This is a genomic window from Vibrio bathopelagicus (genome assembly GCF_014879975.1).
Taxonomy (GTDB): domain Bacteria; phylum Pseudomonadota; class Gammaproteobacteria; order Enterobacterales; family Vibrionaceae; genus Vibrio; species Vibrio bathopelagicus.
Genome location: NZ_CP062500.1, coordinates 3,139,440 through 3,163,140 on the forward strand (window position 1 = coordinate 3,139,440; position 23,701 = coordinate 3,163,140).

The following is a 23,701-nucleotide window of genomic DNA, read 5'->3' on the forward strand; positions in this document are numbered from 1 at the left end:
TGGTTTAAAGTTATTAGCGACTTAGTGCGTTAACTAAAAGCAATCAAATGAAAGGGAGCCAAGCGCTCTCTTTTCTTTTATCTACGCTTTCTTTTTATTGGATGCTCTAGTTTATCTCTCGGGCTCGTTGTAGGTTTGCCAGAAAATGTCGATACTCACGCTCATTGCAACTATCTCGCCATAACAGTACCGAATGCCCACATTCAAAACTCAGCTTAACGAAAAATTGCGCCCAAACCTTATCGACAGTCTTGAGAACATAATGTTGGTCATTCAATCTAACTTCCCCATCGAGCTTGTAATCGAAACAACCTTGAGCCGCATTAACCACAACCGTATCGGTTTTGAATAAAGAGATCATGAGATGCAAACAGTAGAGACTGGCAACAAGAGGGATGGAAGAGAATACGATGAAAAACAAAAGGCACCCAAAAATAGTGCCTTTTGCAAATAATGCGGAATATGAAGGGTTAAGCTGAAGCCTAACGAACCTTGCTGAGGTTATGTGCGACAATTTTATCAACCATTGATGCATGACCTAGGTTTTCACTGCGCCCGTGTCCCATCACCCAAGTAAACAGATCTGGGTCATCACACTCTAATAGAGAAACAAACTCTCGCTGTTCCTGCTCTTGCAATGAATCAAAACACTCTTCAAAAAATGGCATGATGACTACATCAAGTTCTAACATGCCGCGACGGCAACCCCATTTAATTCGTGCTTTCTGCTCTGCAGTGTACATTGGCTATCCTCACCTATAATTTTTCTTTCTCGGAGTGTAACAAGTCATACGCTCTGCAACTACTATGTGAGTCACAGTCCCTATCTAAGCTCACAAAAAAACCTAGGCTGACAAAGAAACAGAACCGGATTAACATAGAGCCAAATAAAATTTTTAGGAAAGATAAAATGGATTGGAAAAACACATTTCAGCCGCTCGCTCATACGCAAAATGAATCGCTTCCAGAACTGATGATGACATACGTGTCAGATTGGAGCGCAATTACCATGATGGGCGATGACAAAAAGTCGTACCTACAAGGTCAAGTTACGTGCGATGTCGTCACTCTTCCTAATGATGAATCTACATTAGGCGCGCATTGTGATGCGAAAGGAAAGGTATGGAGTATCTTTCGCTTGTTCCACCACAACGGTGGCTACGCACTCATGCAGCCTAAATCGGCAATTGAAGTCGAGTTAGTTGAAATCAAGAAATACGCCGTATTCTCTAAGGTTGATATCGAGCAAACGTCTGACGTTGTTATCGGTGTCATGGGCGCGTCAGCTGATCAATACATTGACTCCATTTCAGAAAGCCAAGGTAAAGTACGTGTTATCTCTGGTGGCACAGCAGTTCAAGTCTCTGACAACCGTTGGGCTCTACTTGTTACACAAGAAGTAGCCGAAACCTTGGTATCAAGCAGCTCTGCAGAAAAAGTATCGGAAGCGCTTTGGCAGTATCATGAAATTATTGACGCTCAGCCGAACCTATCGAAAGCAGAGCAAAATGAGCATATTCCTCAAGCACTTAACCTGCAAGCGATTGGTGGTATCAGCTTTTCAAAAGGCTGCTACACTGGCCAAGAAACGGTTGCTCGTGCTAAGTACCGTGGCATGAACAAGCGTGAAATGCGCATTGTTTCAGGAACGACTTCAGATGTACTGTCTCTAGAGAATACGATTGAACTAGAGCGTAGCGTGGGTGAAAACTGGCGTGGTGCAGGCAGACTATTAAACATGTATCAATTTGCGGATAACCACGCGATTGGTTTGATGGTGTTACCAAACAACCTTGATGACGATGTTCAGCTTCGATTGACAGCACAACCTGACCAAGCGTGGAACATTCTGCCACTGCCTTACAGCCTTGACGAAGAGTAACCACGTGGAAACACTGATTACACAATGGTTAGATCAACAGCAGGTGGACTATCGCCTGCTGATGCAAAGCAAACCAACCACCAGCATCGAAGAGACAGCGCAAGAACGAGGCATCGATGCCTCTCAAATGGTCAAGTGCATCCTGCTCAAGGATATGGGAAACCAGTATGCGTTAGCTTGTATTGCTGGTGATCGCTCTGTCGACCCTAAGAAAGTACGCTCGGTACTGAATTGCCGCCGAATGACCTGCGTATCACTGAAAGATGTTGAAGCTATCACCGGCTTTAAAGCTGGGTGTATCGGGCCGCTTGCTCTAAAGAGACACATGCCGATCATTTTTGATCCTTCCCTGCAGAACAACGCCTTCGTGACGATTAGCTCTGGCGATCGAATGGCTGGCATCGCACTGGATCTCGATGATCTTATGGCTTTGTGCGCCCCTATCGTCGCAGAGATCAGTCGATGATCGACTTTAAGGCGCAATTGATCGCAAACCTCACTTAAAGTTTTCATTAAATACATATTTTGTGTGAAGTTCGTCATAAGAAAAACACATTAATAGTAAATATTTAATCAAATTAAAAGCATAAGTAGTCACAAAGTTAAATCTGCGTTATTGTTAATTTACTGACTAGCCTTTAGGTAAACCAGTACAAGTGAATCCACTGAGTAACATCAGTATCCACTTTTGTGTAATGCATCTGTGACTATTCGCCCGTTTTAGACGGGCTTTTTTTATGTCTAAAATTTACAATTTGATTACACAAATAAAAAAATCCCGCCTATTCTTATACTTGTAACATCTCTACTGCTTAATACCGAACAGGAAAGTTCACGGCAGTTTCCCTACTCACTATTATTTTGAGGAGAAGCTCACGTAAAAATAGGTATTTACTATAGGAAGTGCTTAGAACAGCACAAATATCTAATAAACGTCAACTCTGCTGCATATTAATCCACGCTTATCACAATTATTATCACGGATTTTTTCTATAATATGCAGGCTAGGTAAATATAAGGATAATTAAGAATGAGACTGTTTAAGCGCTATACACCGGGTATGATTGCTAAACATGTAAGTCGACTTTTCAAAGGACGAATCTACATTTACGGCGTCGGCAAATTTGAGTTTGATAATGGCAAGCTCGTACTACCGGAGCGAGCAGAGAAACGTCATTTTCAAACCGTGAAAGAGATCAACAGTGAAATCATGAAGCTGCGTTGTGCATACGCCTAATCTGATTATCTAAAGAATTCGAAATAAAAAGGGTTGGCATATTAATGCCAACCCTTTTTTAGTGCTTATGATTCTGAAAACCTGTTCTGCGCGAGTTATTCGTTATGAATGCTCAATAGCTTAACCATTAAATCACTATCGGTGAGTCACGGGACGTTTTGCTAAATCAGGAAGGTTCCCTGATAGGCCGAGTGCTCTTTTCATAATTTCATCTTTTGCGCCAGGCAATTGACCCGCAAGCTTCATACCGATGCCACGAATCAACTTCTTGGCTGGATTATCGCCTTCAAACAGATCTTTAAAGCCCTGCATCGACGCAATCATCTTAGCCGCTTCTGCTTTTCTCCAGCGCTCATAGCCACGAAGGTTACGTTTAGTCCCAATATCCTCGCCAGCAGCCCACAGCGTTAACAGCTCTTGCGCTAAGCTTGCAGCATCTAATAGCCCTAGGTTGACACCTTGCCCCGCTAAAGGGTGAATCGTATGAGCAGCATCACCAACTAAAGCTACACGCTCTACCGCGAAATCTCGTGCGTATCGCATGCGCAGCGGGAAAGCAAAACGCTCACCAACCACTTCGCACAATCCAAGCTTGGCATCAAATTCAGCCGTTAGCTGTTTATTGAAATCAGCATCCGACATGGATACAAGCTTCTCGGCACGATTTGGTTCCGTAGACCAAACGATAGAGCTCATATTCGCTGGCTGCATTGGCAGGAACGCCAACGGCCCTTGCGGTGTGAATATTTGACGAGCAACACTATGGTGCGGTTCTGTTGTTTTGATGTTCGCGACAATCGCACTGTGGCCGTAATCCCAATGTGTCAGCGGGATATCTTGTTGTTTGCGAACCCAAGAGTTTGCACCGTCAGCTCCAACAACTAACTTAGCAGTCAGCGCTTGGCCATTGTCTAGAGTTAACCATGCTTCACTCTCACCAATCGCCATCGTTTTGCACGTGGCTGGCATATATAGGCTGACATTGTCTTGCTTCTTAACCTGCTCAAGCAATGCCAATTGAATCACGCGGTTCTCTACAATATGGCCAAGGTTAGGCTGCGCTAAACGTGTTGAATCAAATTCAATACGAGCGAAGCTATCTTGCTCCCATACTTCCATCGCTTGGTACGGAGCTGCACGTCTTTGATCAATACCTTGCCATGCACCTAGGTTACGCAGAATGACTTCACTCGAACGGCTCAGTGCCGACACACGCACATCGGGTAATTCACTAAGCCCTTCACTGGGCGCTTTGCCTTCAATGACCGCAACTCTTAAGTCACTGTCTTTCAAGGCGGCCGCAAGCGCTAGGCCAACCATGCCACCGCCCACAATGGCGATATCAACACTTTGCATCATTATTTTTTACCTTATCTATCTACTAGGCCAAGCGTATGACGCAAAAGTGGACCTTTAAGAGATGGGAGGTTATCGATTACAGCTAACCCAAGATTACGCCCAATACGAGCGGTCATAAAATCGTTTGAGAACAGATGAACTAGACTTGAAGTCAGCGTGATCGTGGTGTCTCTGTCTTGTTCTCTACGCTTTCTAAAGTTAACAAGACCAGTGTAACGCCCAACATCATCCAGTTGAGTACATAACTCTTCCGCCAAAGAAGCGACGTCACGAATGCCCAGGTTAAAGCCTTGGCCCGCAATGGGGTGAAGCGTTTGAGCGGCATTGCCTACGATCGCAAAGCGATGAGAAATATTCTGCTGGCGATGACGAAGGATTAATGGGTAACTCGCACGTTTACCCACTTTTTCTAATCGGCCAAGTCGCCAACCAAAGTCTTTCTGCAGTTGCTCAAGAAATTCATCATCGTTTAAAGCGATGACTTGCTGTGCTTGCGCTGGTGGCAGACACCAAACCAGAGACAAACGATTGTCACTCATCGGTAAGAGAGCAACTGGCCCATGATGGGTAAAACGCTCAAAGGCTCGACCTTGATGGGGTTCACTTGCAACAATATTGGCAATCACCGCAACTTGTTCAAAGTCATGTTCACTCAATGGGATATTCAATTGCTGACAGCACGTTGAGATAGCACCGTCAGCTGCAACCAATAACTTAGTTGTTACTATTTGTCCACTTGTCAGCTCAATCGTCGTTAACGATTCATCACGTTCAACGGTTCTAACCGACTCAGGGCAAAACATCGTAATTGCAGCTTCTGATTCTAATTTCTGCTGGTAGATCCGACCAACATCCGCCAACTCCACCACATAGCCAAGCGCATCAACCGCAAGGTCTTTACTGTAGATATCCGTCATTCCAGCATGACCTCGATCTGATACATGAATATCTTTGATCGGGGTTGCAACGGGAGCGATAGATTGCCACAACTGCAAAGAGTCAAGGATCTGCACTGTGCCATAAGACAAAGCGATAGAACGAGAATCGAATCCAGGGTGAGCTTGATGATCAACCTGATAAGGCTCCACTACCGCAATAGACAGAGAGCCTTGACTTAAGTGGTTCAGAGCAAGGGCTAAGGTTGCCCCCGCCATTGCACCACCAGCAATTACAACATCATACTGAGCCATCATAACCTCAAGCGAGCAAGCGAATTAGTGAATGGTTGGAGCGGCATCTTCAGATGGACGAGCACCAAACTCAGCATGAATCGTTAATGCACACGCTTTGACATGCTCGATAACGTGTTCTAGAAGCTGTGCTTGTTCTTCTAAGTCGTCTTCTTCATCAATACCCAACTTCGCCATCTCTTCCAGGTCAGCTAAGGCTTCTTTGGTGCCATCAGACGCTTTGTTTAATGGAGCGCCCACTAAACCCAAACCAGAAATAAAGTGATTAATCCAATCAGAAACACCGTCAGCAAGATCAAATAGGCTTGCACTTGCATCTTCATCAGGTAGCAACATAGATAATTCCATGCCAGAACCGGTAATTTCGCTGGTAGTCACCTTTAATGTAGCTTCAGCTAACGTTAAGACACGATCAGGCCAACCCATGCCTTCATTGGTGTAATCAAAGATCAGTGGTTGCCAGCTTTTATCTGTAAGGTTTAAACCTCCACTTAACATACCCGTTAACAGACCATGCATTTCAGCAGGTGTTACGGCTAGGCTTGCCGATTGAAGTTCAGTCGCAACCGTTAGGTAGTCAGGTAAAGTAGTTTCGCTCATCAGTAGCTCGCTCAGTTATTCTTTATATCGATAGTATAATCGTACCACTTCACCCCAATTCTGGTAAGCATCGATCCCCAGCAATTGAAGGATGACTGACTACCAAATGTTCAATTTGCTGAATTACTGTGTGCTCAAGCTCTCATTTACAAACAGTCACTCTGAAAAGCTTGAATCTTAATAGCGGTTTACCTATAGTTTCTCCCTCAGAGGAGATTGCTTCCTCAGCGGTGTTTGCTCTTTTTCTTTTTCAAAAATGAGAAAGTGCAACAGCCTTAAAAATAGCGCGTTAAAGAGTTCATCCATCATGAGTAATCAAGCGGTAGACGTTGAAATATTAGGAAAACTGACTCGAGTTAATTGTCCTCCTGGGCAAGAAGAGTCATTAATTGCAGCGGCGGCCGATCTTGATAATCGATTGAAAGAGATGGCTGAACGTACTAAGGTAACCAATGAAGTGAAGCTGCTAACGATCGCAGCTCTGAATATTTGTTATGAGCTACAAACTAAGAAGTTTGAAGCAAGCGACGAACAAGACGCACTGACCGAGCGAATGGAACAGCTCACGACATCACTTTCAGATGTCCTCAGTAAGGTTAAGCACGGACAGCAATAGCGTACACAAAATTTACCCTGGAGTGTTTGTCAGAGGATTCACGTCCCCGAGCCGATAAGCAATCCCTAAGGGTTAGTACTTGAGTGCTATTGAGCATGCTCGGTCCGCCGAGAAGCCTACGGTAATCATTGCTGATCCGCCTTGAACTCGCTGGTTCAAGGGCCATCTATTCTCAACGGCACTTTGGGGTATCCCTTCTTATGAAGACGCTCACACGCAGCGAATTTCGCAAACAGATCCGCATAAAACGCAATGCCTTATCTGGCGACCAACAAACTCAATCAGGTATAGACTTAGTTAAGCAGTGTTCTCAGCTCAATGAGATTCAGTCTGCTCAGCATATTGCACTTTATATCTCTATTGATGGCGAACTCGATACTCAGCCTTTAATTGAATGGTTATGGGCGCAAGGTAAGCAAACTTATTTACCAGTATTACACCCCTTCTCTGCCGGACACCTGTTATTTCTTCACTATTCTCCAGACACACCGACCGTCCTCAATAAATACGGAATCGTTGAACCTCAGCTAAATCAATTGCTCGTCAAGCCCTGCCAACAACTTGATCTTATTCTCACACCACTGGTTGGCTTTGACTCTCAAGGGCATCGCTTAGGAATGGGCGGCGGGTATTACGATCGCACTTTGGCTCGATGGTTTGAGACTGGCAACGGTGCAACCCCAATTGGTTTGGCTCATGATTGCCAACATGTCGATACCTTACCGACTGAAGAATGGGACATTCCGTTACCTAAAATCGTGACTCCGAGTAAAACTTGGCAATGGGAAAACAACCATTAAAGCGCTATAATCGCGCCCGCAAACGTTAACCTCGATATACAAACGTTAACTTCAATACGCGAATGATTAATTCAAAGCGCACGACCTTATTCAGGAGAATGGCATGACTCAAGATGAAATGAAAAAAGCAGCTGGCTGGGCAGCACTTCAATATGTTGAAGAAGGCAGCATTGTAGGTGTCGGTACTGGCTCTACAGTAAATCACTTCATCGACGCACTTGGCACAATGAAAGATAAAATCAAAGGTGCGGTTTCAAGCTCTGTCGCTTCTACTGAAAAACTAGAAGCACTAGAAATCAAAGTTTTTGAGTGCAACGACGTTTTCAAACTAGACGTTTATGTCGATGGTGCTGACGAAATTAACGGTTCACGTGACATGATTAAAGGCGGCGGCGCTGCTCTTACTCGTGAAAAAATCGTAGCGGCAATCTCAGATAAGTTTATTTGTATCGTAGATGGCACGAAAGCGGTTGATGTTTTAGGTAAATTCCCTCTTCCTGTTGAAGTTATCCCGATGGCACGCTCATACGTAGCTCGCGAGCTAGTGAAACTTGGTGGTGACCCAGTTTACCGCGATGGTTGCACAACAGATAACGGCAACATGATCCTAGACGTGTACGGCATGGCGATCGAAAATCCAAAACAACTAGAAGATATTATCAATGGTATCGCTGGTGTAGTGACGGTTGGCCTATTCGCTCATCGCGGCGCAGATGTGGTTATCACTGGCACGCCTGAAGGTGCAAAAATCGAAGAATAAATAATAGAAGATTGAGTTTTTCTGTTACTTCATTACATACGGTGCCTAAGGGCGCCGTTTTTTTTGCTTTATACCTGTAAAATTATGTCTTATTCCGTAATTTTCTTACCCAAAACATTTTTTTTTTGTTACTTTATTGTTCAGAAGACGCACAGGGAAAACGTTTGTCTCCTAACAAAGTGGTGAATTTGTTCCCCTTTCAGCCATTTTGTAGCACGTGCGCCGCATTTGCCCAACCTTTCCATTTTAAGGACGAGAACAATGGCCAAAGTTTCACTGGAAAAAGAAAAAATAAAAATTCTACTTCTAGAAGGTCTTCACCCTTCTTCTGTAGAAGTACTGCAAGCCGCTGGTTACACTAATATTGAGTACCACAAAGGCTCGCTACCTGAAGATGAACTTCTTGAAGCAGTTAAAGATGCTCACTTCATTGGTATCCGTTCTCGCACAAACATCTCCCAAGAAGTTATTGATGCGGCTGAAAAGCTGGTTGCAGTTGGTTGTTTCTGTATTGGTACTAACCAAGTAAACCTTCAAGCGGCAGCAAAACGTGGTATCCCTGTGTTCAACGCACCGTTCTCAAACACTCGAAGTGTTGCTGAGCTGGTTCTTGGTCAGGTTCTATTGCTACTGCGTGGTATTCCAGAAAAGAACGCTCTTGCTCACCGTGGCATCTGGAAAAAGAGTGCAGACAACTCTTACGAAGCTCGTGGTAAGCGTTTAGGTATTATTGGCTACGGTCACATTGGTACTCAGCTGGGTATTATTGCTGAAAACCTTGGTATGCGTGTTTACTTCTACGATATCGAAAACAAGCTGTCTTTGGGTAACGCAACTCAAGTCCATACCATGACAGATCTTCTGAACAAGTGTGATGTCATTTCTCTGCATGTTCCGGAAACCAATGAAACCAAGAACATGATGGGCAAAGAAGAATTCGAGCGCATGAAACCAGGCTCGATTTTCATCAATGCCGCACGTGGCACTGTTGTTGATATCCCTGCTCTTTGTGGTGCTCTAGATTCTGGTCACCTTGCGGGTGCAGCGATCGATGTTTTCCCAACAGAGCCAAAAACTAATGCTGACCCATTTGAGTCGCCATTGATGCAGTTCGATAACGTGATTCTCACCCCTCACGTTGGTGGTTCAACACAGGAAGCACAAGAGAACATCGGTGTAGAAGTTGCAGGTAAGCTTGCTAAGTACTCTGATAATGGCTCTACGCTATCAAGTGTTAACTTCCCTGAGGTTTCACTGCCATTGCATACAGGCACTTCTCGTTTGCTACACATCCACGAGAACCGTCCAGGTATTCTTACTCAGATCAACACCATCTTCGCTGAAGAAGGGATCAACATTGCAGGTCAGTATCTACAAACTGCCGCTGATATGGGTTATGTGGTTATTGATGTGGAAGCCGATCGTTCACAAGAAGCTCTGCTTAAATTGAAAGAGATCGAAGGCACAATCCGTGCTCGTCTTCTTCACTAATCGTCGAATTAGACCATAAGTAAAAACAGAAAAGGCTCTCGCAATGAGAGCCTTTTAGTATTTGGCCTATGGTAGGTAATTAGATCATGATGATCCAAAACCTTATTAAGGTGCGTTCACTACTCTTCTAATTGGTAGATCACGTTAACACGATCACGAATGGTGATCGTTGAATCTTCATAAGAGTTCGATTCCGTTCTTGCATCCATCGCCATTGAACGCATTAGCACGGGCTGTGAAGACTGTGCGTTGTAATCCACACGCCACACATCACCTAAATCACGCTCAAAACCATTCGCCAATGACTTGGCTTTCGATCTCGCATCCTTGATTGCTTCTAAACGAGCCTGCTCTTGATACTTAGCTTGATCACGTACCTGAAGTTGAATGTTATCGATCTGGTTAATGCCCTGACCAATAGCAATATCCATGTAATCATTTAGGTTAGCTAAATCATTAACTTGAACCGTCACATTACGTGAAGCACGGTAGCCAACCAGTTCAGGCTTACCATCTTTCGGGTAATGGTATTGAGGAGACAAATACAGGTTAGAGCTGTGTACGCTAGCCTCATCTACACCGGCTTGATGTAGTTTATTGAGGAAGCCTGTCACGACTTTATCAACCGTATTTTTAGCCTGTTCAGCGGTCATCGTCGATTCTACGACTCTAACAGAAAATGTTGCCATATCAGGTGTCGCAACTACTTCACCATAGCCCGTCGTTGAAATATGCGGGAAAGAGGGAGAGTCTGCCAATGACGGAAAGCTCACAGCACTCAACGCTGCAGTAAGAGTAAGAGACGTTGCTAAGATTTTTGGTACAAACTTCATTAGGAAAACCCATGCTGAACAAATGTTCTTTTATCATAGAGTAATTTGCCGCATAGCCAATCCTGATACCTAACTTCTAACAGAACTTTGACGATTAAAAAACCAACAACTTACTGTGGTAAGTGGTTGTGAGCATAACTTAATATGGCTTGAGAGATCTCTTTCAACACCCCACTTTCAAGCTGCCAATGGTGCCAGTAGATACGATAAGACAACAAGAAACCTGGCGTAACATCAATCAATGTTCCTGATTCCAACTCTTCAACAATCTGCAATCGAGGGATCAAACAATAGGCGACACCAGATAAGGCGAGTCGAACAAAAGCTTCTGAACTTCCTACCGTATGATTGATAACACTGTCTCTTGGAACATTAAAATGATCATGCAAAAATTTCTTATGCAGATCATCGTATTGATCGTACGAAACCGCGGGAGCTTTTGTTAGTGTCGAATAGTTCACTCCATCAGAGAAGTAGCGTCGATGAAAGCTAGGACTCGCCACACACACGTAGTCCATACGACCGAGATAGTCAGCGCTGCATCCAGGAATAGGCTGTGATTCAAGACTGATCGCCCCTGCTACTTCTCCACTCTTAATTTTTTCTATCGTTCTCGACTCACCATGAATCGCAAGGTTCAACTCAACTTGACGTGAGTTCATCACATCAGATAACGCGGGCAACAGCCATGTCGCCAAGCTATCAGCATTGGTCGCAATAGACAGAGAAAGGGGTTGGGTACCCTCTTCATTCATCAACTCAGGGACAAGCTCGTGCTCTAACAAGCGAACACGACGATACAAACCCAACAATTTTTTTCCTGCCGGTGTTGGCCTTGGGGGGCTTTCTCTCACAAGCGCGGGTTGGGCTAACCATTTTTCCAGTTGTTTGATACGTTGAGATACCGCAGATTGGGAGATGTACAACTGCTCAGCCGCCCTTTCAAAGCTACGTTGTTTCACTACTGCATCCAGTGCTTCTATCCATTTGTAATCCAATCCACGCATCAACTTGCTTCCTTTTTGACCTAATTACCATTAACATTAGCAACTCTAATAATAGATTAAAATCATTAATTATACTTATTTTAAGGGTCGGAGTATCTTCGCCATATAGCACGTAAATATCGTTAAATAAGTGGAGGTTAAAATGAATTTTTGGGTTTTATTACAAGGTTTTGGTCTAGGGGCAAGCATGATCATCCCTATTGGCGCTCAGAATGCGTACGTCTTAAATCAAGGGATAAAACGCAATCACCACCTAACCACAGCAACGATTTGTAGTCTGCTCGATACCTTATTCATCTCACTAGGTATTTTTGGTGGCGGAGCGATCTTGTCACAGAATGAATTACTGCTCACCTCTGTGACATTGGGTGGTATCGCCTTTCTTACGGTTTATGGCTTGCTATCACTGCGCAGTGCGTTCAGAACGCGTACCAGTGATGAATCAAAGGGTGAGATACTAGCTCGCGGTAAGCGTACTGTTATTTTAGGTGCATTGGCGGTAACCGTATTAAACCCACACCTCTATTTAGATACCGTAGTGATTCTAGGCTCTATTGGCGGGCAGTTTGAAGGCAACGACAGAATTGCTTTTGCTATAGGGACGATCTTAGCTTCATTCGTGTGGTTTTACTCTTTGTCATTAGGCGCTGCAAAGCTAGGCCCAACGCTATCTAAACCGCAGGTTAAGAAAGGCATTGATATCGCAGTCGCGACCATGATGTTTGCCATTGCTCTTGTGCTCGCTAATGGGTTAATTGAACAGTATTGGTAATCACATGAATATTATTGATAGCCACATAGATAGTTTAATCACCTTATATCAACGTAATATTGAACTGCTCACTCTAGCAAATATTACATACAGAGAATGGAAGCATGAACCTATTCTGGATTTTGCAACCGATGAGAAAGTCGCCCAACAACTTGGTTGGACTGGTACACACTCAAAAAGCTTATTCCTAAAAACCAAGGCGGGAGACTACGCGCTATACCTTACAGAAAAGGATAAACGCCTTGACAGCAAAGCGATCAAATCAGTGTTAGGAAAGCGTGTTTCCATTTGTAAGGATGAAGAAATGATTGAGCAGCTTGATTGTGTCCCTGGAGCTGTCTGTCCATTTGGTATACCACAACACGTAGAAATCATCATTGATTGTGAATTGCTCGAGCATCAAGAGCTCCTCTATACACCAGGACTCCCTGAGTACACCCTTGGATTTAGTGGTTCGCAATTAAAAGTGCTAGCTGCGCTATTGCCCAACCAAGTTCATTGGCTCTAGTGTAGGTGATAACTTATCCCTGCGTATTCGTTATAAACTATTCCAATCAACATTAAATAAAAAAGGCGGATAACCTCAGTTATCCGCCTCTGTCATAATAGAGCTAATCAGTGACGATTAAGCTTCTACTTTATTCATGTGAACATCCATTTGTGGGAATGGGATTTCAATACCTTCGTTATCCAAGCCTTCTTTGATTGCTTGCATAAGGTCAAAATACACATCCCAGTACTCTGCAGTTTTAACCCATGGACGAACCACGAAGTTAACTGAAGAGTCAGCTAGCGTATGAACACCAACTTGAACACCAGGCTCTTTTAGTACGCGCTCATCAGATTCGCAAATCTTAGTTAGCAAAGCTTTTGTCTTTTGCAGATCGGCGTTGTAAGAAACACCAATCATTAGATCAATACGACGCGTATCATGACGAGAGTAGTTAGTAATTGGGCTACCAATAACGCTACCATTCGGTACTACAACCATTTTGTTGTCTGGCGTTGTTAGAACTGTTTGGAAGATTTGAATTGAATCAACCGAACCTGCTACACCACCAATCTCCACGTAGTCACCAGACTTGAATGGACGGAATGCAACGATAAGTACACCAGCTGCAAAGTTAGATAGTGAGCCTTGTAGCGCTAAGCCTACCGCTAAACCAGCCGCACCAATAACAGCAACCACAGATGCAGTTTGAACGCCTAAACGACCAAGTGCAGCAATTAAAACAATAACAAACAACAAGTAACGAACTAAACCATGGACGAACTCCACAACTGCTCGGTCCATTTTCTTCTTCTGAAGAACCTTAGACACGCTATTCGCTACTGCTTTAACAATAATGTTACCAATAAATAGAATTATCAGTGCTGAGATAATGTTTACACCGTATTGAATAAACAGATCTGAGTTATTTGTTAACCACTGCTCTGCGTGAGACAAACCATCCACAAGTGGAGTCTCAATCGCTGTCGAACTATCAGCCATAATGTGCATCCTCTATATAATATGCTATGAGCTAAACTGCCTTAAGCCAAACTTACCCAACAACAAAATAAACCGTTCAATTTACGTTAAGTCGTTGTGTTAAAAGTAAATTAAAACCAAGTCCTTTTTATAAACTGAACCAAGTTCAGTTTTTCGGCACGATATCCTATCTTTGACAGATTGCAAAGTCATATTTATGTAAGCTTTTGAATTAATAAAACTTACCGATAAACACAAATACCGATAACTAAAAGACTACGAGATTTATTCACCGCACGCTAGGTTTTTCACATATTTAATACAAGTTTTTATCAGACATAAAAAAACCCGCTCAATGAGCGGGTTTTTAAAACTTAAAGAGTACTTAATTCAAAGAATTACAGTACGTCTACAGCGTTAAGGTCAGCGAATGCTTTCTCAAGACGAGTAACCATTGAAGACTGACCAGCACGTAGCCATACGCGTGGATCGTAGAACTTCTTGTTTGGAGCAGCTTCGCCAGTTGGGTTACCGATTTGACCTTGTAGGAAATCACGGTTCTCAGCTTCGTAAGTACGAACGCCATCCCATGAAGCCCACTGAGTATCAGTATCGATGTTCATTTTGATAACGCCGTAACCGATAGACTCTTGGATTTCAGCTTCTGAAGAACCTGAACCACCGTGGAATACGAAGTTAAGAGCGTCAGCTGCAATGCCAAACTTCTCAGCACAGTATGCTTGAGAGTCACGCAGGATAGTTGGAGTAAGTACAACGTTACCAGCTTGGTAAACACCGTGTACGTTACCGAAAGAAGCTGCGATAGTGAAACGTGGGCTAACTGCGTTTAGTTTCTCGTATGCGTATGCAACATCTTCAGGAGAAGTGTAAAGCTCAGATGCGTCCATATCAGAGTTATCAACGCCGTCTTCTTCACCACCAGTACAACCAAGTTCGATCTCGATTGTCATGTTTAGTTTAGCCATGCGAGCTAAGTAAGCTGCACATGTTTCGATGTTCTCTTCTAGAGACTCTTCAGAAAGGTCTAGCATGTGAGAAGAGAATAGTGGCTTACCAGTTTGTGCGAAGAACTCTTCACCAGCGTCTAGTAGACCGTCGATCCATGGAAGAAGTTTCTTAGCAGCGTGGTCAGTATGAAGAATAACTGGAACGCCGTAAGATTCTGCTACTGCGTGAACGTATTTTGCACCAGCTACAGCGCCAAGAATTTGTGCGCCTTGACCTTCAAGTTTAACGCCTTTACCAGCGAAGAAACCAGCACCGCCGTTAGAGAACTGAACAACAACTGGAGCTTTTGCTTTAGCAGCAGCTTCAAGAACAGCGTTGATAGTATCAGTGTTGATTACGTTTACTGCAGGAAGAGCAAATTTATTTGCTTTTGCTACTTCAAATACTTTCTGTACGTCATCGCCAGAAATCACACCAGGTTTTACAAAATCGAAGATCTTAGACATGGAAATAGTCCTATTTATTCTATCGTTTTAAGATTAAAAAACTTAAGTTTAAAAATTTGCAATCGTTTGCTCACAACTTATGCCATTCTAGCAAAAAAGTGTGATATGCAGCAAACGTTAAAAGGCGAGATTCACATCTCGCCTTTCTAAATCAATTATGCTTTAGCACGCTCTTCAAGCATTGCTACTGCAGGAAGTACTTTACCTTCAACAAACTCAAGGAAAGCGCCGCCGCCAGTAGAGATGTAAGAAACATCTGCTTTGATACCGAACTTGTCGATAGCTGCTAGCGTGTCACCACCGCCTGCTACTGAGAAACCTTCAGAATCAGCGATTGCTTTAGAAATACCAGCAGTACCCGCTTCGAAGTTTTTGAATTCGAATACGCCTACAGGGCCGTTCCAAAGAATCGTTTTTGCGTTGCCGATGATTTCAGCTAGAGCTGCTGTTGAATCTGGGCCAAGGTCGAAGATCATGTCGTCGTCTTGAACTTCAGAAACGTGCTTGATTTCAGCTTCTGCGTTTTCGTCGAATGCTTTAGCACATGCAACGTCAGTCGCTACTGGGATAGCACACTCTTTCATTAGCTTCTTAGCTGTTTCAACTAGGTCAGCTTCGTATAAAGACTTACCTACGTTGTGGCCTTCAGCAGCGATGAACGTGTTCGCGATACCACCACCAACAACAAGTTGGTCAGCGATTTTAGAAAGAGATTCTAGAACGGTTAGTTTAGTAGAAACTTTAGAACCACCAACAATAGCCACTAGTGGGCGAGCTGGGTTGTCCATTGCTTTACCAAGAGCTTCAAGCTCAGCAGCTAGAAGAGGACCAGCACACGCTACAGGAGCGTAAGTACCAACACCGTGTGTAGAAGCTTGAGCACGGTGAGCTGTACCGAATGCGTCCATCACGAAGATGTCACATAGCGCAGCGTATTGCTTAGAAAGTGCTTCTTCGTTCTTCTTCTCGCCTTTGTTAAAGCGAACGTTTTCAAGAACAGTGAGTTCGCCAGCGTTTAGCTCTAGGCCATTTACGTAATCTTTCGCTAGCTTAACTTCGCAGTCTAGTGCGTCGTTTAGGTAGTTAACTACAGGAGCTAGAGAGAACTCTTCGTTGTATTCGCCTTCAGTAGGACGACCAAGGTGAGAAGTAACCATAACTTTTGCGCCAGCTTCTAGGCAAAGTTTGATAGTTGGTAGAGATGCTAGGATACGTGCATCTGAAGTTACTTTACCGTCTTTTACTGGTACGTTTAGGTCAGCACGGATAAATACGCGTTTACCTGCAAGTTCCAGGTCAGTCATCTTGATCACAGACATGATTTGTCCTCTCAAATTTAAATAAAAATAAAGTTTTGGAAACTCAGCAACCCTGCTAAGCCTATAAATTATTCAACTGGTAATTCTTTAACTACTAGTAATATGTGGACACTTAGCATTTAATTCAAGCTAAAAAATAAATAATCCACACATTTGCTTCTAGGTCTTACTTCTTGCCTTCAGAAGCTTCCATTGCAAGAACCGTATCCAGCATTCGGTTTGCAAAGCCCCATTCATTGTCGCACCACACCAGCATTTTCACTAAGTGGCCGTTGCTCACTCGAGTTTGTGAACCATCAACAATTGCGCTATGGGGATCGTGATTAAAATCGATGGAAACGAGCGGCGCTTCAGTATAGTCAACTATATTGTGTAATGTACACTGGGATGCATTAACAATGGTTTGATTTACGTCATTAACTTTCACATTTGCATTAATTGTGACACTTAAATCCATCGCAGTGACGTTTACCGTTGGCACACGCACAGATATCGCTTCAAATTTGTTAGAAAATTTCGGGAAGATTCTTTCAATACCTTTATGCAATTTGGTATCGACAGGAATGATTGATTGGCTTGCTGCTCGAGTTCGACGAAGGTCGCTGTGGTATGCATCGATAACTTGCTGGTCATTCATAGAAGAGTGAATGGTCGTAATCGTACCGGACTCAATACCAAAAGCATCATCAAGCACCTTGATGATAGGGACAATACAGTTGGTAGTGCATGAACCGTTGGAAACGATTCGATGATCAGCTGTGATAGTGTCGTGATTCACACCGTAAATAATGGTGTTATCCAGATCGTTAGCACCAGGGTGTGAAAACAGCACCTTTTTCGCTCCAGCAGCAATGTGCGCTAGACCGTCATCACGGCAACCGTAAACACCGGTACAGTCGAGAACAATATCAACCTCGAGGTCACGCCAAGGCAACAACTCTATATCAGCAAGGTGTAAGATACGAATGGTATCAAACTCTCCTTTATCTTCAGCACCAATGCCATGATGAACATAGATGTGCTCTTGATCGTGAGAGATTTTCTTGCCGAAGCGGCCGTGACTGGTGTCGTATTGCAATAGGTGAGCCATAGCGTCAGGCTGAGCAAGCTCATTGACTGCTACTACTTTGATCTGTTGGCTTTTGCCACTTTCATAGACAGCGCGTAATACATTACGCCCTATTCTTCCAAATCCGTTTATCGCGACTTTTAGCATAGTTCCGTACATCTAACCAAAATTTCGTGCAACAGATGATAACTGAATCCTACCCAAAAGGCATTACTTGAATAACTCAGTCGACCTAGGACAGATTGTTCTGCTGCTTGTAGGGGTATACCAATCGTAGTAAATAACTGTTCACCCTAGCTTGTTAAAACACTCGATAACGTCGTTAGAATTTTTGATTGTAGAATAACTACTTATCGAAACTTCTTGTCGAAAAGAGCCGCCTTGTTCTCAAGCGTTTTTCCTACGCTATTTCTGATCACTTACTTACTGTGATTGGTATGAGTCTAGGAGAAAACAAATCCCAGATACAAAAAACCGAGCTCAGCGCTCGGTTTTTTCCGTCATTTAACTGTTAGCACAAGGCCATCAGTTAATGATTAAGCAAGAAGCTCTTTCGCTGTGTTTACTACGTTTTCAGTAGTGAAACCGAACATCTTGAATAGCTCGCCTGCTGGTGCAGATTCGCCGAACGTTGTCATACCGATGATCTTGCCACCGAAGCCAACGTACTTGTACCAGAAGTCAGCGATGCCAGCTTCTACTGCGATACGTGCTGTAACGTCAGATGGAAGTACAGACTCACGGTATTCAGCGTCTTGCTTGTCGAATGCGTCAGTTGCAGGCATAGAGACTACGCGTACTTTCTTACCTTCGGCTGTCAGTTCAGCAGCAGCGCTAACCGCTAGTTCAACTTCAGAACCAGTCGCGATAAGGATAAGCTCTGGTTTGCCTTCACAATCTTTCAGGATGTAACCACCCTTAGCGATGTTAGCCACTTGCTCAGCGTCACGATCTTGTTGTGCAAGGTTCTGACGAGAGAAGATAAGCGCAGAAGGACCATCTTTGCGTTCGATTGCCAGTTTCCAAGCAACAGCAGATTCAACTTGGTCACATGGACGCCATGTGCTCATGTTTGGAGTCAGACGTAAAGAAGCGATCTGCTCAACCGGTTGGTGAGTAGGACCATCTTCGCCTAGGCCGATAGAATCGTGCGTGTAAACTTGGATGTTCTGAATTTTCATCAGAGCAGCCATACGCATAGCGTTACGCGCGTATTCCATGAACATGAGGAACGTTGCGCCGTATGGTACGAAACCACCGTGCAGAGCGATACCGTTCATGATAGCCGTCATACCGAATTCACGTACACCGTAGTGGATGTAGTTACCTGAGAAGTCGTTCGCTTCAAGCGACTTAGAACCAGACCACATAGTCAGGTTAGAAGGCGCAAGGTCAGCAGAGCCGCCCATGAATTCAGGTAGCATAGCACCGAACGCTTCTAGAGCATTTTGAGATGCTTTACGTGATGCGATGTTTGCAGGGTTAGCTTGAAGGTCAGCAATGATTGCGTTTGCTTTCTCTTCCCACTCAGCTGGAAGCTCGCCGTTAGTACGACGTTTGAATTCTGCTGCTAGCTCAGGGTGAGCCGCTGCGTATGCGTCAAACTTTGCATTCCAAGCCGCTTCTTTAGCTGCGCCCGCTTCTTTCGCATTCCACTCAGCTGCGATATCTGCTGGGATTTCGAAAGGACCGTGTTCCCAACCAAGTGCCGCTTTAGTTGCTGTAATTTCATCAGCGCCTAGTGGAGCACCGTGACAGTCGTGCGTACCCGCTTTGTTTGGAGAACCAAAACCGATGATAGTTTTAGTACAGATAAGTGTTGGACGAGGATCCGCTTTAGCTGCTTCGATAGCCGCGTTGATAGCGTCAGCATCGTGGCCATCAACCGCTGGAATTACGTGCCAGCCGTAAGCTTCAAAACGCTTAGGTGTATCATCAGAGAACCAACCTTCCACTTCGCCATCGATAGAGATGCCGTTGTCATCCCAGAAAGCAACCAGCTTACCAAGACCTAGCGTACCAGCTAGAGAACATGCTTCGTGAGAGATACCTTCCATCAGACAACCATCACCCATAAACGCATAAGTGAAGTGGTCTACGATGTCGTGGCCTTCTTTGTTGAACTGTGCAGCCAATGCTTTCTCAGCCATCGCCATACCAACAGCGTTGGTGATGCCTTGACCTAGAGGACCCGTCGTTGTTTCGATACCAGGAGCGTAACCGTACTCTGGGTGACCAGGAGTCTTAGAGTGCAGTTGACGGAAGTTCTTAAGGTCTTCAATTGAAAGCTCGTAACCTGCAAGATGAAGCAGAGAGTAAATCAACATTGAACCATGGCCGTTAGACAGGATAAAACGGTCGCGGTCAGCCCACTCTGGGTTTGCTGGGTTGTGGTTCAAGTGACCACGCCAAAGAACTTCAGCGATGTCAGCCATACCCATAGGTGCGCCAGGGTGGCCTGAATTTGCTTGTTGAACGCCATCCATGCTAAGTGCGCGAATTGCATTGGCTAGATCTTTACGAGAAGGCATGTCTGCTCCTGAGTACATAAGCGATTTAAAAAAGAGATTGATGCTAAAATTTTCATTTTTATTAGCGCGGGTATTCTCTCAAACGACTTTAGTGACTGCAAACGTTTTACTGGCATTTTAACGGTCATTTTTCGCAATTTTCGAACATTTACATCACTTAGGAATGCCTTATCTCGAACGATACGCAAACGTTTAGTTATGACATATCATAAAAAAGAGCTTGTAATTCGACCGCTGGAATTTAGAATAGCCGTCTAGATGTAGAAACACCTACAAAATATACTGTATTTAATGGCGGCGCTTCCTAGCTTGCGACGCCTGAAATTAGCACCTAAAAACTAAAAGTGGAGCTCTCATGGCTAAGCACCTATTCACTTCTGAATCTGTTTCAGAAGGCCATCCAGATAAAATTGCAGACCAAATCTCTGATGCTGTTCTTGATGCCATCTTGGAACAAGATCCAAAAGCACGTGTTGCTTGTGAGACTTACGTAAAAACCGGCATGGTTATGGTTGGCGGTGAAGTAACAACGTCTGCATGGGTTGATATCGAAGAAATCACTCGTGAAACAGTTCGTGAAATTGGTTACGTTCATTCTGATATGGGCTTTGACGCTGACTCTTGTGCAGTACTAAACACAATTGGTAAGCAGTCTCCAGACATCAACCAAGGTGTTGATAAAGCCGATCCTAAAGATCAAGGCGCAGGCGACCAAGGTATCATGTTTGGTTACGCGACTAACGAAACACCAATCCTAATGCCAGCTCCAATTACTTACTCTCACCTTCTTGTTAAGAAGCAAGCTGAAGTACGTAAGAGCGGCAAGCTTGACTTCCTTCGCCCAGATGCAAAGTCTCAAGTTACGTTCCAATACGACCAAGGTAAGATCGTTGGTATCGATGCTGTTGTTCTTTCGACTCAACACTGTGATTCAGTAACGACACCTGACCTACGTGAAGCGGTAATGGAAGAGATCATCAAGCCAGTACTTCCTTCAGAGTGGATCAACAAAGACACTAACTTCTTCATCAACCCAACAGGCCGTTTCGTAATCGGTGGCCCAATGGGTGACTGTGGTCTAACTGGTCGTAAGATCATCGTTGATACCTACGGCGGCGCAGCTCGTCACGGTGGCGGCGCATTTTCTGGTAAAGATCCATCAAAGGTTGACCGTTCTGCGGCTTACGCAGCACGTTACGTTGCGAAAAACATCGTTGCTGCTGGCATGGCTGACCGTTGTGAGATTCAACTGTCTTACGCTATCGGTGTAGCAGATCCAACATCTATCATGGTTGAAACGTTTGGTACTGAGAAAGTAGCTCACGAAATCATCATTGAAGCCGTTCGTCAAAACTTCGACCTACGTCCATACGGTCTTCAAGAGATGCTGAATCTTCTTCAACCTATCTACAAACAGACAGCTGCATACGGCCACTTCGGTCGTGAAGAGTTCCCTTGGGAAGCAACTGACAAAGCGGCAATGCTTGCAGACTTTGCTGGCCTAAAATAATTTAGCCAAAGCAAACCACTTCTTTAAAGCCCTTACTTGCTAGTAAGGGCTTTATTTTTATGTACTTACCTCTCCCAACCCAATCTATCTGCCTTTCAAAAGACACCTTTACCGTTAACCACTTAGTATAAAAACCCACCGATAATTTGTGTTTTCGAACACTACTGACAATAGTTAAGGTAACTCCTAGGCGATCAAGCTCACATTTAACTCAAAGTAATTCAGTCTGATAGCTCTCGTTAAATGCACGCTAGAACAATAACTGGGACGAAAAAGAGCATTTTAGCTCAACACCATAATCCTCATATGATCGCAATACTGAGCTTTATGGAACTATAACTAGGACGTTATTTAACTAGGGGGATATATGCCTCGTACTGTACACCCATCCGAATTGAACGATAAAAAAGACAGAGTCAGCGATCGTGATTACGCTCGTACGATTCCTTGTAACCAAGTAAGCATATCCGCCCCATTTCACTGGCTTTCTCTCGCCCTGCATGACTTAGTGAAAATGCCAATAATCAGCGCATTTTACGGACTGTGCTTTATGGGAGCGGCAATCGTGATTGTTCAACTTGTCCAATGGCAAGGAACACACTTGGTCGTAATGCCAAGCCTGATCGTGTACATGCTGATAGGGCCCTTTCTTGCACTGGGCTTGTATGACGCAGCTTGGGAAAGAGAAAAAGGGCACAACGCCAGCCTACTGCACTCGATGAAAGCAATTACTCGCAACTCCACGCACCAATGGGCCTTTGCGATTGTGTTGATGGTTGCAATGATATTTTGGATGCGGATTGCTGCGTTATTGCATGCACTCTACCCTTCCGTACAAGGAGCACCATTAAGCGAGTTTGCGCCATTCCTTATTACTGGTTCGGTGATTGGATTGGTTATCGCGAGTCTCATATTCAGCATCTCAGCATTTTCGATTCCATTGATGATGGAAAGACGTGTTGATGTGATGAGTGCCATTTTCACTAGCTTCAACGCCGTTAAATCCAACATCCCTGCGATGGTCGTTTGGGCCGGTATCATTGGTACTGGTATCTTAGTCGGCTTCGCGACCTACGGTGTAGGTATGATTGTAACGATGCCATTACTTGGTTACGGAACATGGCATGCTTACCACGAAATCATCAAAAAGAAACATCACGTTTAAATCGTTTCACGATCGATGAGCAATGTTATAATGAGGCCTTAGCTTAAACGCTGAGGCTTTTTTTTGGAGTTAACAACGCTTGTCTTACACCGCGCAACAACATCGAGTAAATAAGAAACTGGGCGAATGCCTAGCTATTGCTAATCAACATTTTTCTCGTGAATTTCCATGTCCAACCGTCACTTACAAGTTAAGAGGAAAAGCAGCGGGAAAAGCCTACCTCCAGTTAAACGAGATAAAACTCAACCAAGTGCTATTCAGCGAAAATGAAGACGCCTTTATTAACGAAGTCGTGCCTCATGAACTCGCACATCTGATCACACATCAGGTCTTCGGACGAGTTAGGCCTCACGGGAATGAGTGGAAATACGTGATGGAAAAGGTATTCAATGTACCGGCCAGAACGACCCACAGCTTGGAGATCACCTCAGTGCAGGGAAAAACCTTTGAGTACAGCTGTGATTGCACCACTTATCCCCTGTCGATAAGACGACACAACAAAGTCATCCGCAACCAATCAACTTATCGTTGCCAACAATGCCAGCAAACCTTAGCTTTTACCGGCCTTCAACTGAGCTAAGTCTTAAGCTCACAAGTTAACGCGAATAAATGTA

The 23,701-nt window shown here is 44.1% G+C and carries 24 protein-coding genes and 1 other RNA gene; 13 read left to right on the forward strand and 12 right to left on the reverse strand.

Annotation, left to right across the window (positions count from 1 at the left end; genetic code table 11):
* Positions 1 to 106: 106 nt before the first annotated feature.
* A complete protein-coding gene (locus IHV80_RS25425; protein WP_318842407.1) occupies positions 107 to 535 on the reverse strand; it encodes a protein YgfX in 429 nt (142 codons plus the stop codon).
* Positions 483 to 743, reverse strand: coding sequence for an FAD assembly factor SdhE (locus tag IHV80_RS13860; RefSeq protein WP_004735374.1), 261 nt, complete (start codon positions 741 to 743; stop codon positions 483 to 485). The genes IHV80_RS25425 and IHV80_RS13860 overlap by 53 nt, the downstream gene beginning before the upstream one ends.
* Before the next feature lie 167 nt (positions 744 to 910).
* Between IHV80_RS13860 and ygfZ the strand changes: the two genes are divergently transcribed.
* From ygfZ to IHV80_RS13875, 3 genes are all read left to right on the forward strand, one after another.
* A complete protein-coding gene (gene ygfZ, locus IHV80_RS13865) occupies positions 911 to 1,882 on the forward strand; it encodes a tRNA-modifying protein YgfZ (protein ID WP_192889418.1) in 972 nt (323 codons plus the stop codon).
* 4 nt (positions 1,883 to 1,886) lie between these two features.
* Positions 1,887 to 2,348, forward strand: coding sequence for an aminoacyl-tRNA deacylase (locus IHV80_RS13870; protein ID WP_192890777.1), 462 nt, complete (start codon positions 1,887 to 1,889; stop codon positions 2,346 to 2,348).
* A 564-nt stretch (positions 2,349 to 2,912) separates the two neighbouring features.
* Positions 2,913 to 3,119, forward strand: coding sequence for a DUF1107 domain-containing protein (locus IHV80_RS13875; protein ID WP_017108134.1), 207 nt, complete (start codon positions 2,913 to 2,915; stop codon positions 3,117 to 3,119).
* A gap of 135 nt (positions 3,120 to 3,254) precedes the next feature.
* On the opposite strand, the gene IHV80_RS13880 is transcribed toward IHV80_RS13875, so the two are convergent.
* The 3 genes from IHV80_RS13880 to IHV80_RS13890 are packed head-to-tail and all read right to left on the reverse strand — an operon-like array spanning position 3,255 to position 6,268.
* Complete coding sequence (locus IHV80_RS13880; RefSeq protein WP_192889419.1) at positions 3,255 to 4,478, reverse strand: FAD-dependent 2-octaprenylphenol hydroxylase; 1,224 nt, start codon at positions 4,476 to 4,478, stop codon at positions 3,255 to 3,257.
* An 11-nt stretch (positions 4,479 to 4,489) separates the two neighbouring features.
* The gene (gene ubiH, locus IHV80_RS13885; protein ID WP_192890778.1) at positions 4,490 to 5,668 is read right to left on the reverse strand and encodes a 2-octaprenyl-6-methoxyphenyl hydroxylase; all 1,179 of its coding nucleotides are present in this window, start codon (positions 5,666 to 5,668) and stop codon (positions 4,490 to 4,492) included.
* Positions 5,669 to 5,692: 24 nt separating this feature from the next.
* Entirely contained in the window at positions 5,693 to 6,268 is a 576-nt protein-coding gene (locus IHV80_RS13890) for a YecA/YgfB family protein (RefSeq protein ID WP_017108131.1), read from the reverse strand.
* Positions 6,269 to 6,575: 307 nt separating this feature from the next.
* Here IHV80_RS13890 and zapA point away from each other — a divergent pair, with 307 nt between their 5' ends.
* The 5 genes from zapA (at position 6,576) to serA (ending at position 9,935) form a co-directional block, all read left to right on the forward strand.
* The gene (gene zapA / locus IHV80_RS13895; protein WP_192889420.1) at positions 6,576 to 6,884 is read left to right on the forward strand and encodes a cell division protein ZapA; all 309 of its coding nucleotides are present in this window, start codon (positions 6,576 to 6,578) and stop codon (positions 6,882 to 6,884) included.
* 11 nt (positions 6,885 to 6,895) lie between these two features.
* Positions 6,896 to 7,078, forward strand: a non-coding RNA gene (gene ssrS / locus IHV80_RS13900) — 6S RNA.
* A 6-nt stretch (positions 7,079 to 7,084) separates the two neighbouring features.
* Positions 7,085 to 7,684: a 5-formyltetrahydrofolate cyclo-ligase gene (locus tag IHV80_RS13905; RefSeq protein WP_192889421.1), complete on the forward strand. Its 600-nt coding sequence runs from the start codon at positions 7,085 to 7,087 to the stop codon at positions 7,682 to 7,684.
* Positions 7,685 to 7,787: 103 nt separating this feature from the next.
* The gene (gene rpiA / locus IHV80_RS13910) at positions 7,788 to 8,444 is read left to right on the forward strand and encodes a ribose-5-phosphate isomerase RpiA (protein WP_102436032.1); all 657 of its coding nucleotides are present in this window, start codon (positions 7,788 to 7,790) and stop codon (positions 8,442 to 8,444) included.
* Positions 8,445 to 8,705: 261 nt separating this feature from the next.
* Positions 8,706 to 9,935, forward strand: coding sequence for a phosphoglycerate dehydrogenase (gene serA, locus IHV80_RS13915; RefSeq protein ID WP_192889422.1), 1,230 nt, complete (start codon positions 8,706 to 8,708; stop codon positions 9,933 to 9,935).
* 119 nt (positions 9,936 to 10,054) lie between these two features.
* Here the strand turns inward: serA and IHV80_RS13920 are convergent, their stop codons facing one another.
* Positions 10,055 to 10,768 (reverse strand): oxidative stress defense protein, encoded by a 714-nt coding sequence (locus IHV80_RS13920; RefSeq protein WP_192889423.1) that lies wholly within the window; start codon positions 10,766 to 10,768, stop codon positions 10,055 to 10,057.
* 110 nt (positions 10,769 to 10,878) lie between these two features.
* Positions 10,879 to 11,775 (reverse strand): LysR family transcriptional regulator ArgP, encoded by an 897-nt coding sequence (locus IHV80_RS13925; RefSeq protein WP_192889424.1) that lies wholly within the window; start codon positions 11,773 to 11,775, stop codon positions 10,879 to 10,881.
* A 142-nt stretch (positions 11,776 to 11,917) separates the two neighbouring features.
* On the opposite strand from IHV80_RS13925, the gene IHV80_RS13930 reads away from it, so the two are divergent.
* Positions 11,918 to 12,547 carry a LysE/ArgO family amino acid transporter gene (locus tag IHV80_RS13930; RefSeq protein WP_192889425.1) on the forward strand — a complete coding sequence of 210 codons (630 nt, stop codon included), beginning with the start codon at positions 11,918 to 11,920 and terminating at the stop codon, positions 12,545 to 12,547.
* A gap of 25 nt (positions 12,548 to 12,572) precedes the next feature.
* The gene (locus IHV80_RS13935; RefSeq protein ID WP_192890779.1) at positions 12,573 to 13,055 is read left to right on the forward strand and encodes a YbaK/EbsC family protein; all 483 of its coding nucleotides are present in this window, start codon (positions 12,573 to 12,575) and stop codon (positions 13,053 to 13,055) included.
* Between the two features lie 117 nt (positions 13,056 to 13,172).
* On the opposite strand, the gene mscS is transcribed toward IHV80_RS13935, so the two are convergent.
* The 5 genes from mscS to tkt all read right to left on the reverse strand — a co-directional run bounded on the left by mscS (position 13,173) and on the right by tkt (position 20,412).
* Positions 13,173 to 14,039: a small-conductance mechanosensitive channel MscS gene (gene mscS / locus IHV80_RS13940; protein ID WP_192889426.1), complete on the reverse strand. Its 867-nt coding sequence runs from the start codon at positions 14,037 to 14,039 to the stop codon at positions 13,173 to 13,175.
* A 377-nt stretch (positions 14,040 to 14,416) separates the two neighbouring features.
* Positions 14,417 to 15,493 carry a class II fructose-bisphosphate aldolase gene (gene fbaA / locus IHV80_RS13945; protein WP_004735492.1) on the reverse strand — a complete coding sequence of 359 codons (1,077 nt, stop codon included), beginning with the start codon at positions 15,491 to 15,493 and terminating at the stop codon, positions 14,417 to 14,419.
* A 155-nt stretch (positions 15,494 to 15,648) separates the two neighbouring features.
* Positions 15,649 to 16,812 carry a phosphoglycerate kinase gene (locus tag IHV80_RS13950; protein WP_029223491.1) on the reverse strand — a complete coding sequence of 388 codons (1,164 nt, stop codon included), beginning with the start codon at positions 16,810 to 16,812 and terminating at the stop codon, positions 15,649 to 15,651.
* Between the two features lie 166 nt (positions 16,813 to 16,978).
* Entirely contained in the window at positions 16,979 to 18,028 is a 1,050-nt protein-coding gene (gene epd / locus IHV80_RS13955) for an erythrose-4-phosphate dehydrogenase (RefSeq protein ID WP_192889427.1), read from the reverse strand.
* A 389-nt stretch (positions 18,029 to 18,417) separates the two neighbouring features.
* On the reverse strand, positions 18,418 to 20,412 hold the full coding sequence (gene tkt, locus IHV80_RS13960) for a transketolase (protein ID WP_192889428.1): 1,995 nt from the start codon (positions 20,410 to 20,412) through the stop codon (positions 18,418 to 18,420).
* A gap of 355 nt (positions 20,413 to 20,767) precedes the next feature.
* Here tkt and metK point away from each other — a divergent pair, with 355 nt between their 5' ends.
* The 3 genes from metK to IHV80_RS13975 all read left to right on the forward strand — a co-directional run bounded on the left by metK (position 20,768) and on the right by IHV80_RS13975 (position 23,667).
* Positions 20,768 to 21,922 (forward strand): methionine adenosyltransferase, encoded by a 1,155-nt coding sequence (metK, locus tag IHV80_RS13965; RefSeq protein ID WP_192889429.1) that lies wholly within the window; start codon positions 20,768 to 20,770, stop codon positions 21,920 to 21,922.
* A 367-nt stretch (positions 21,923 to 22,289) separates the two neighbouring features.
* Positions 22,290 to 23,087 carry a DUF2189 domain-containing protein gene (locus IHV80_RS13970; protein WP_192889430.1) on the forward strand — a complete coding sequence of 266 codons (798 nt, stop codon included), beginning with the start codon at positions 22,290 to 22,292 and terminating at the stop codon, positions 23,085 to 23,087.
* Between the two features lie 79 nt (positions 23,088 to 23,166).
* Positions 23,167 to 23,667 (forward strand): SprT family zinc-dependent metalloprotease, encoded by a 501-nt coding sequence (locus IHV80_RS13975; RefSeq protein ID WP_192889431.1) that lies wholly within the window; start codon positions 23,167 to 23,169, stop codon positions 23,665 to 23,667.
* Positions 23,668 to 23,701 lie beyond the last annotated feature (34 nt).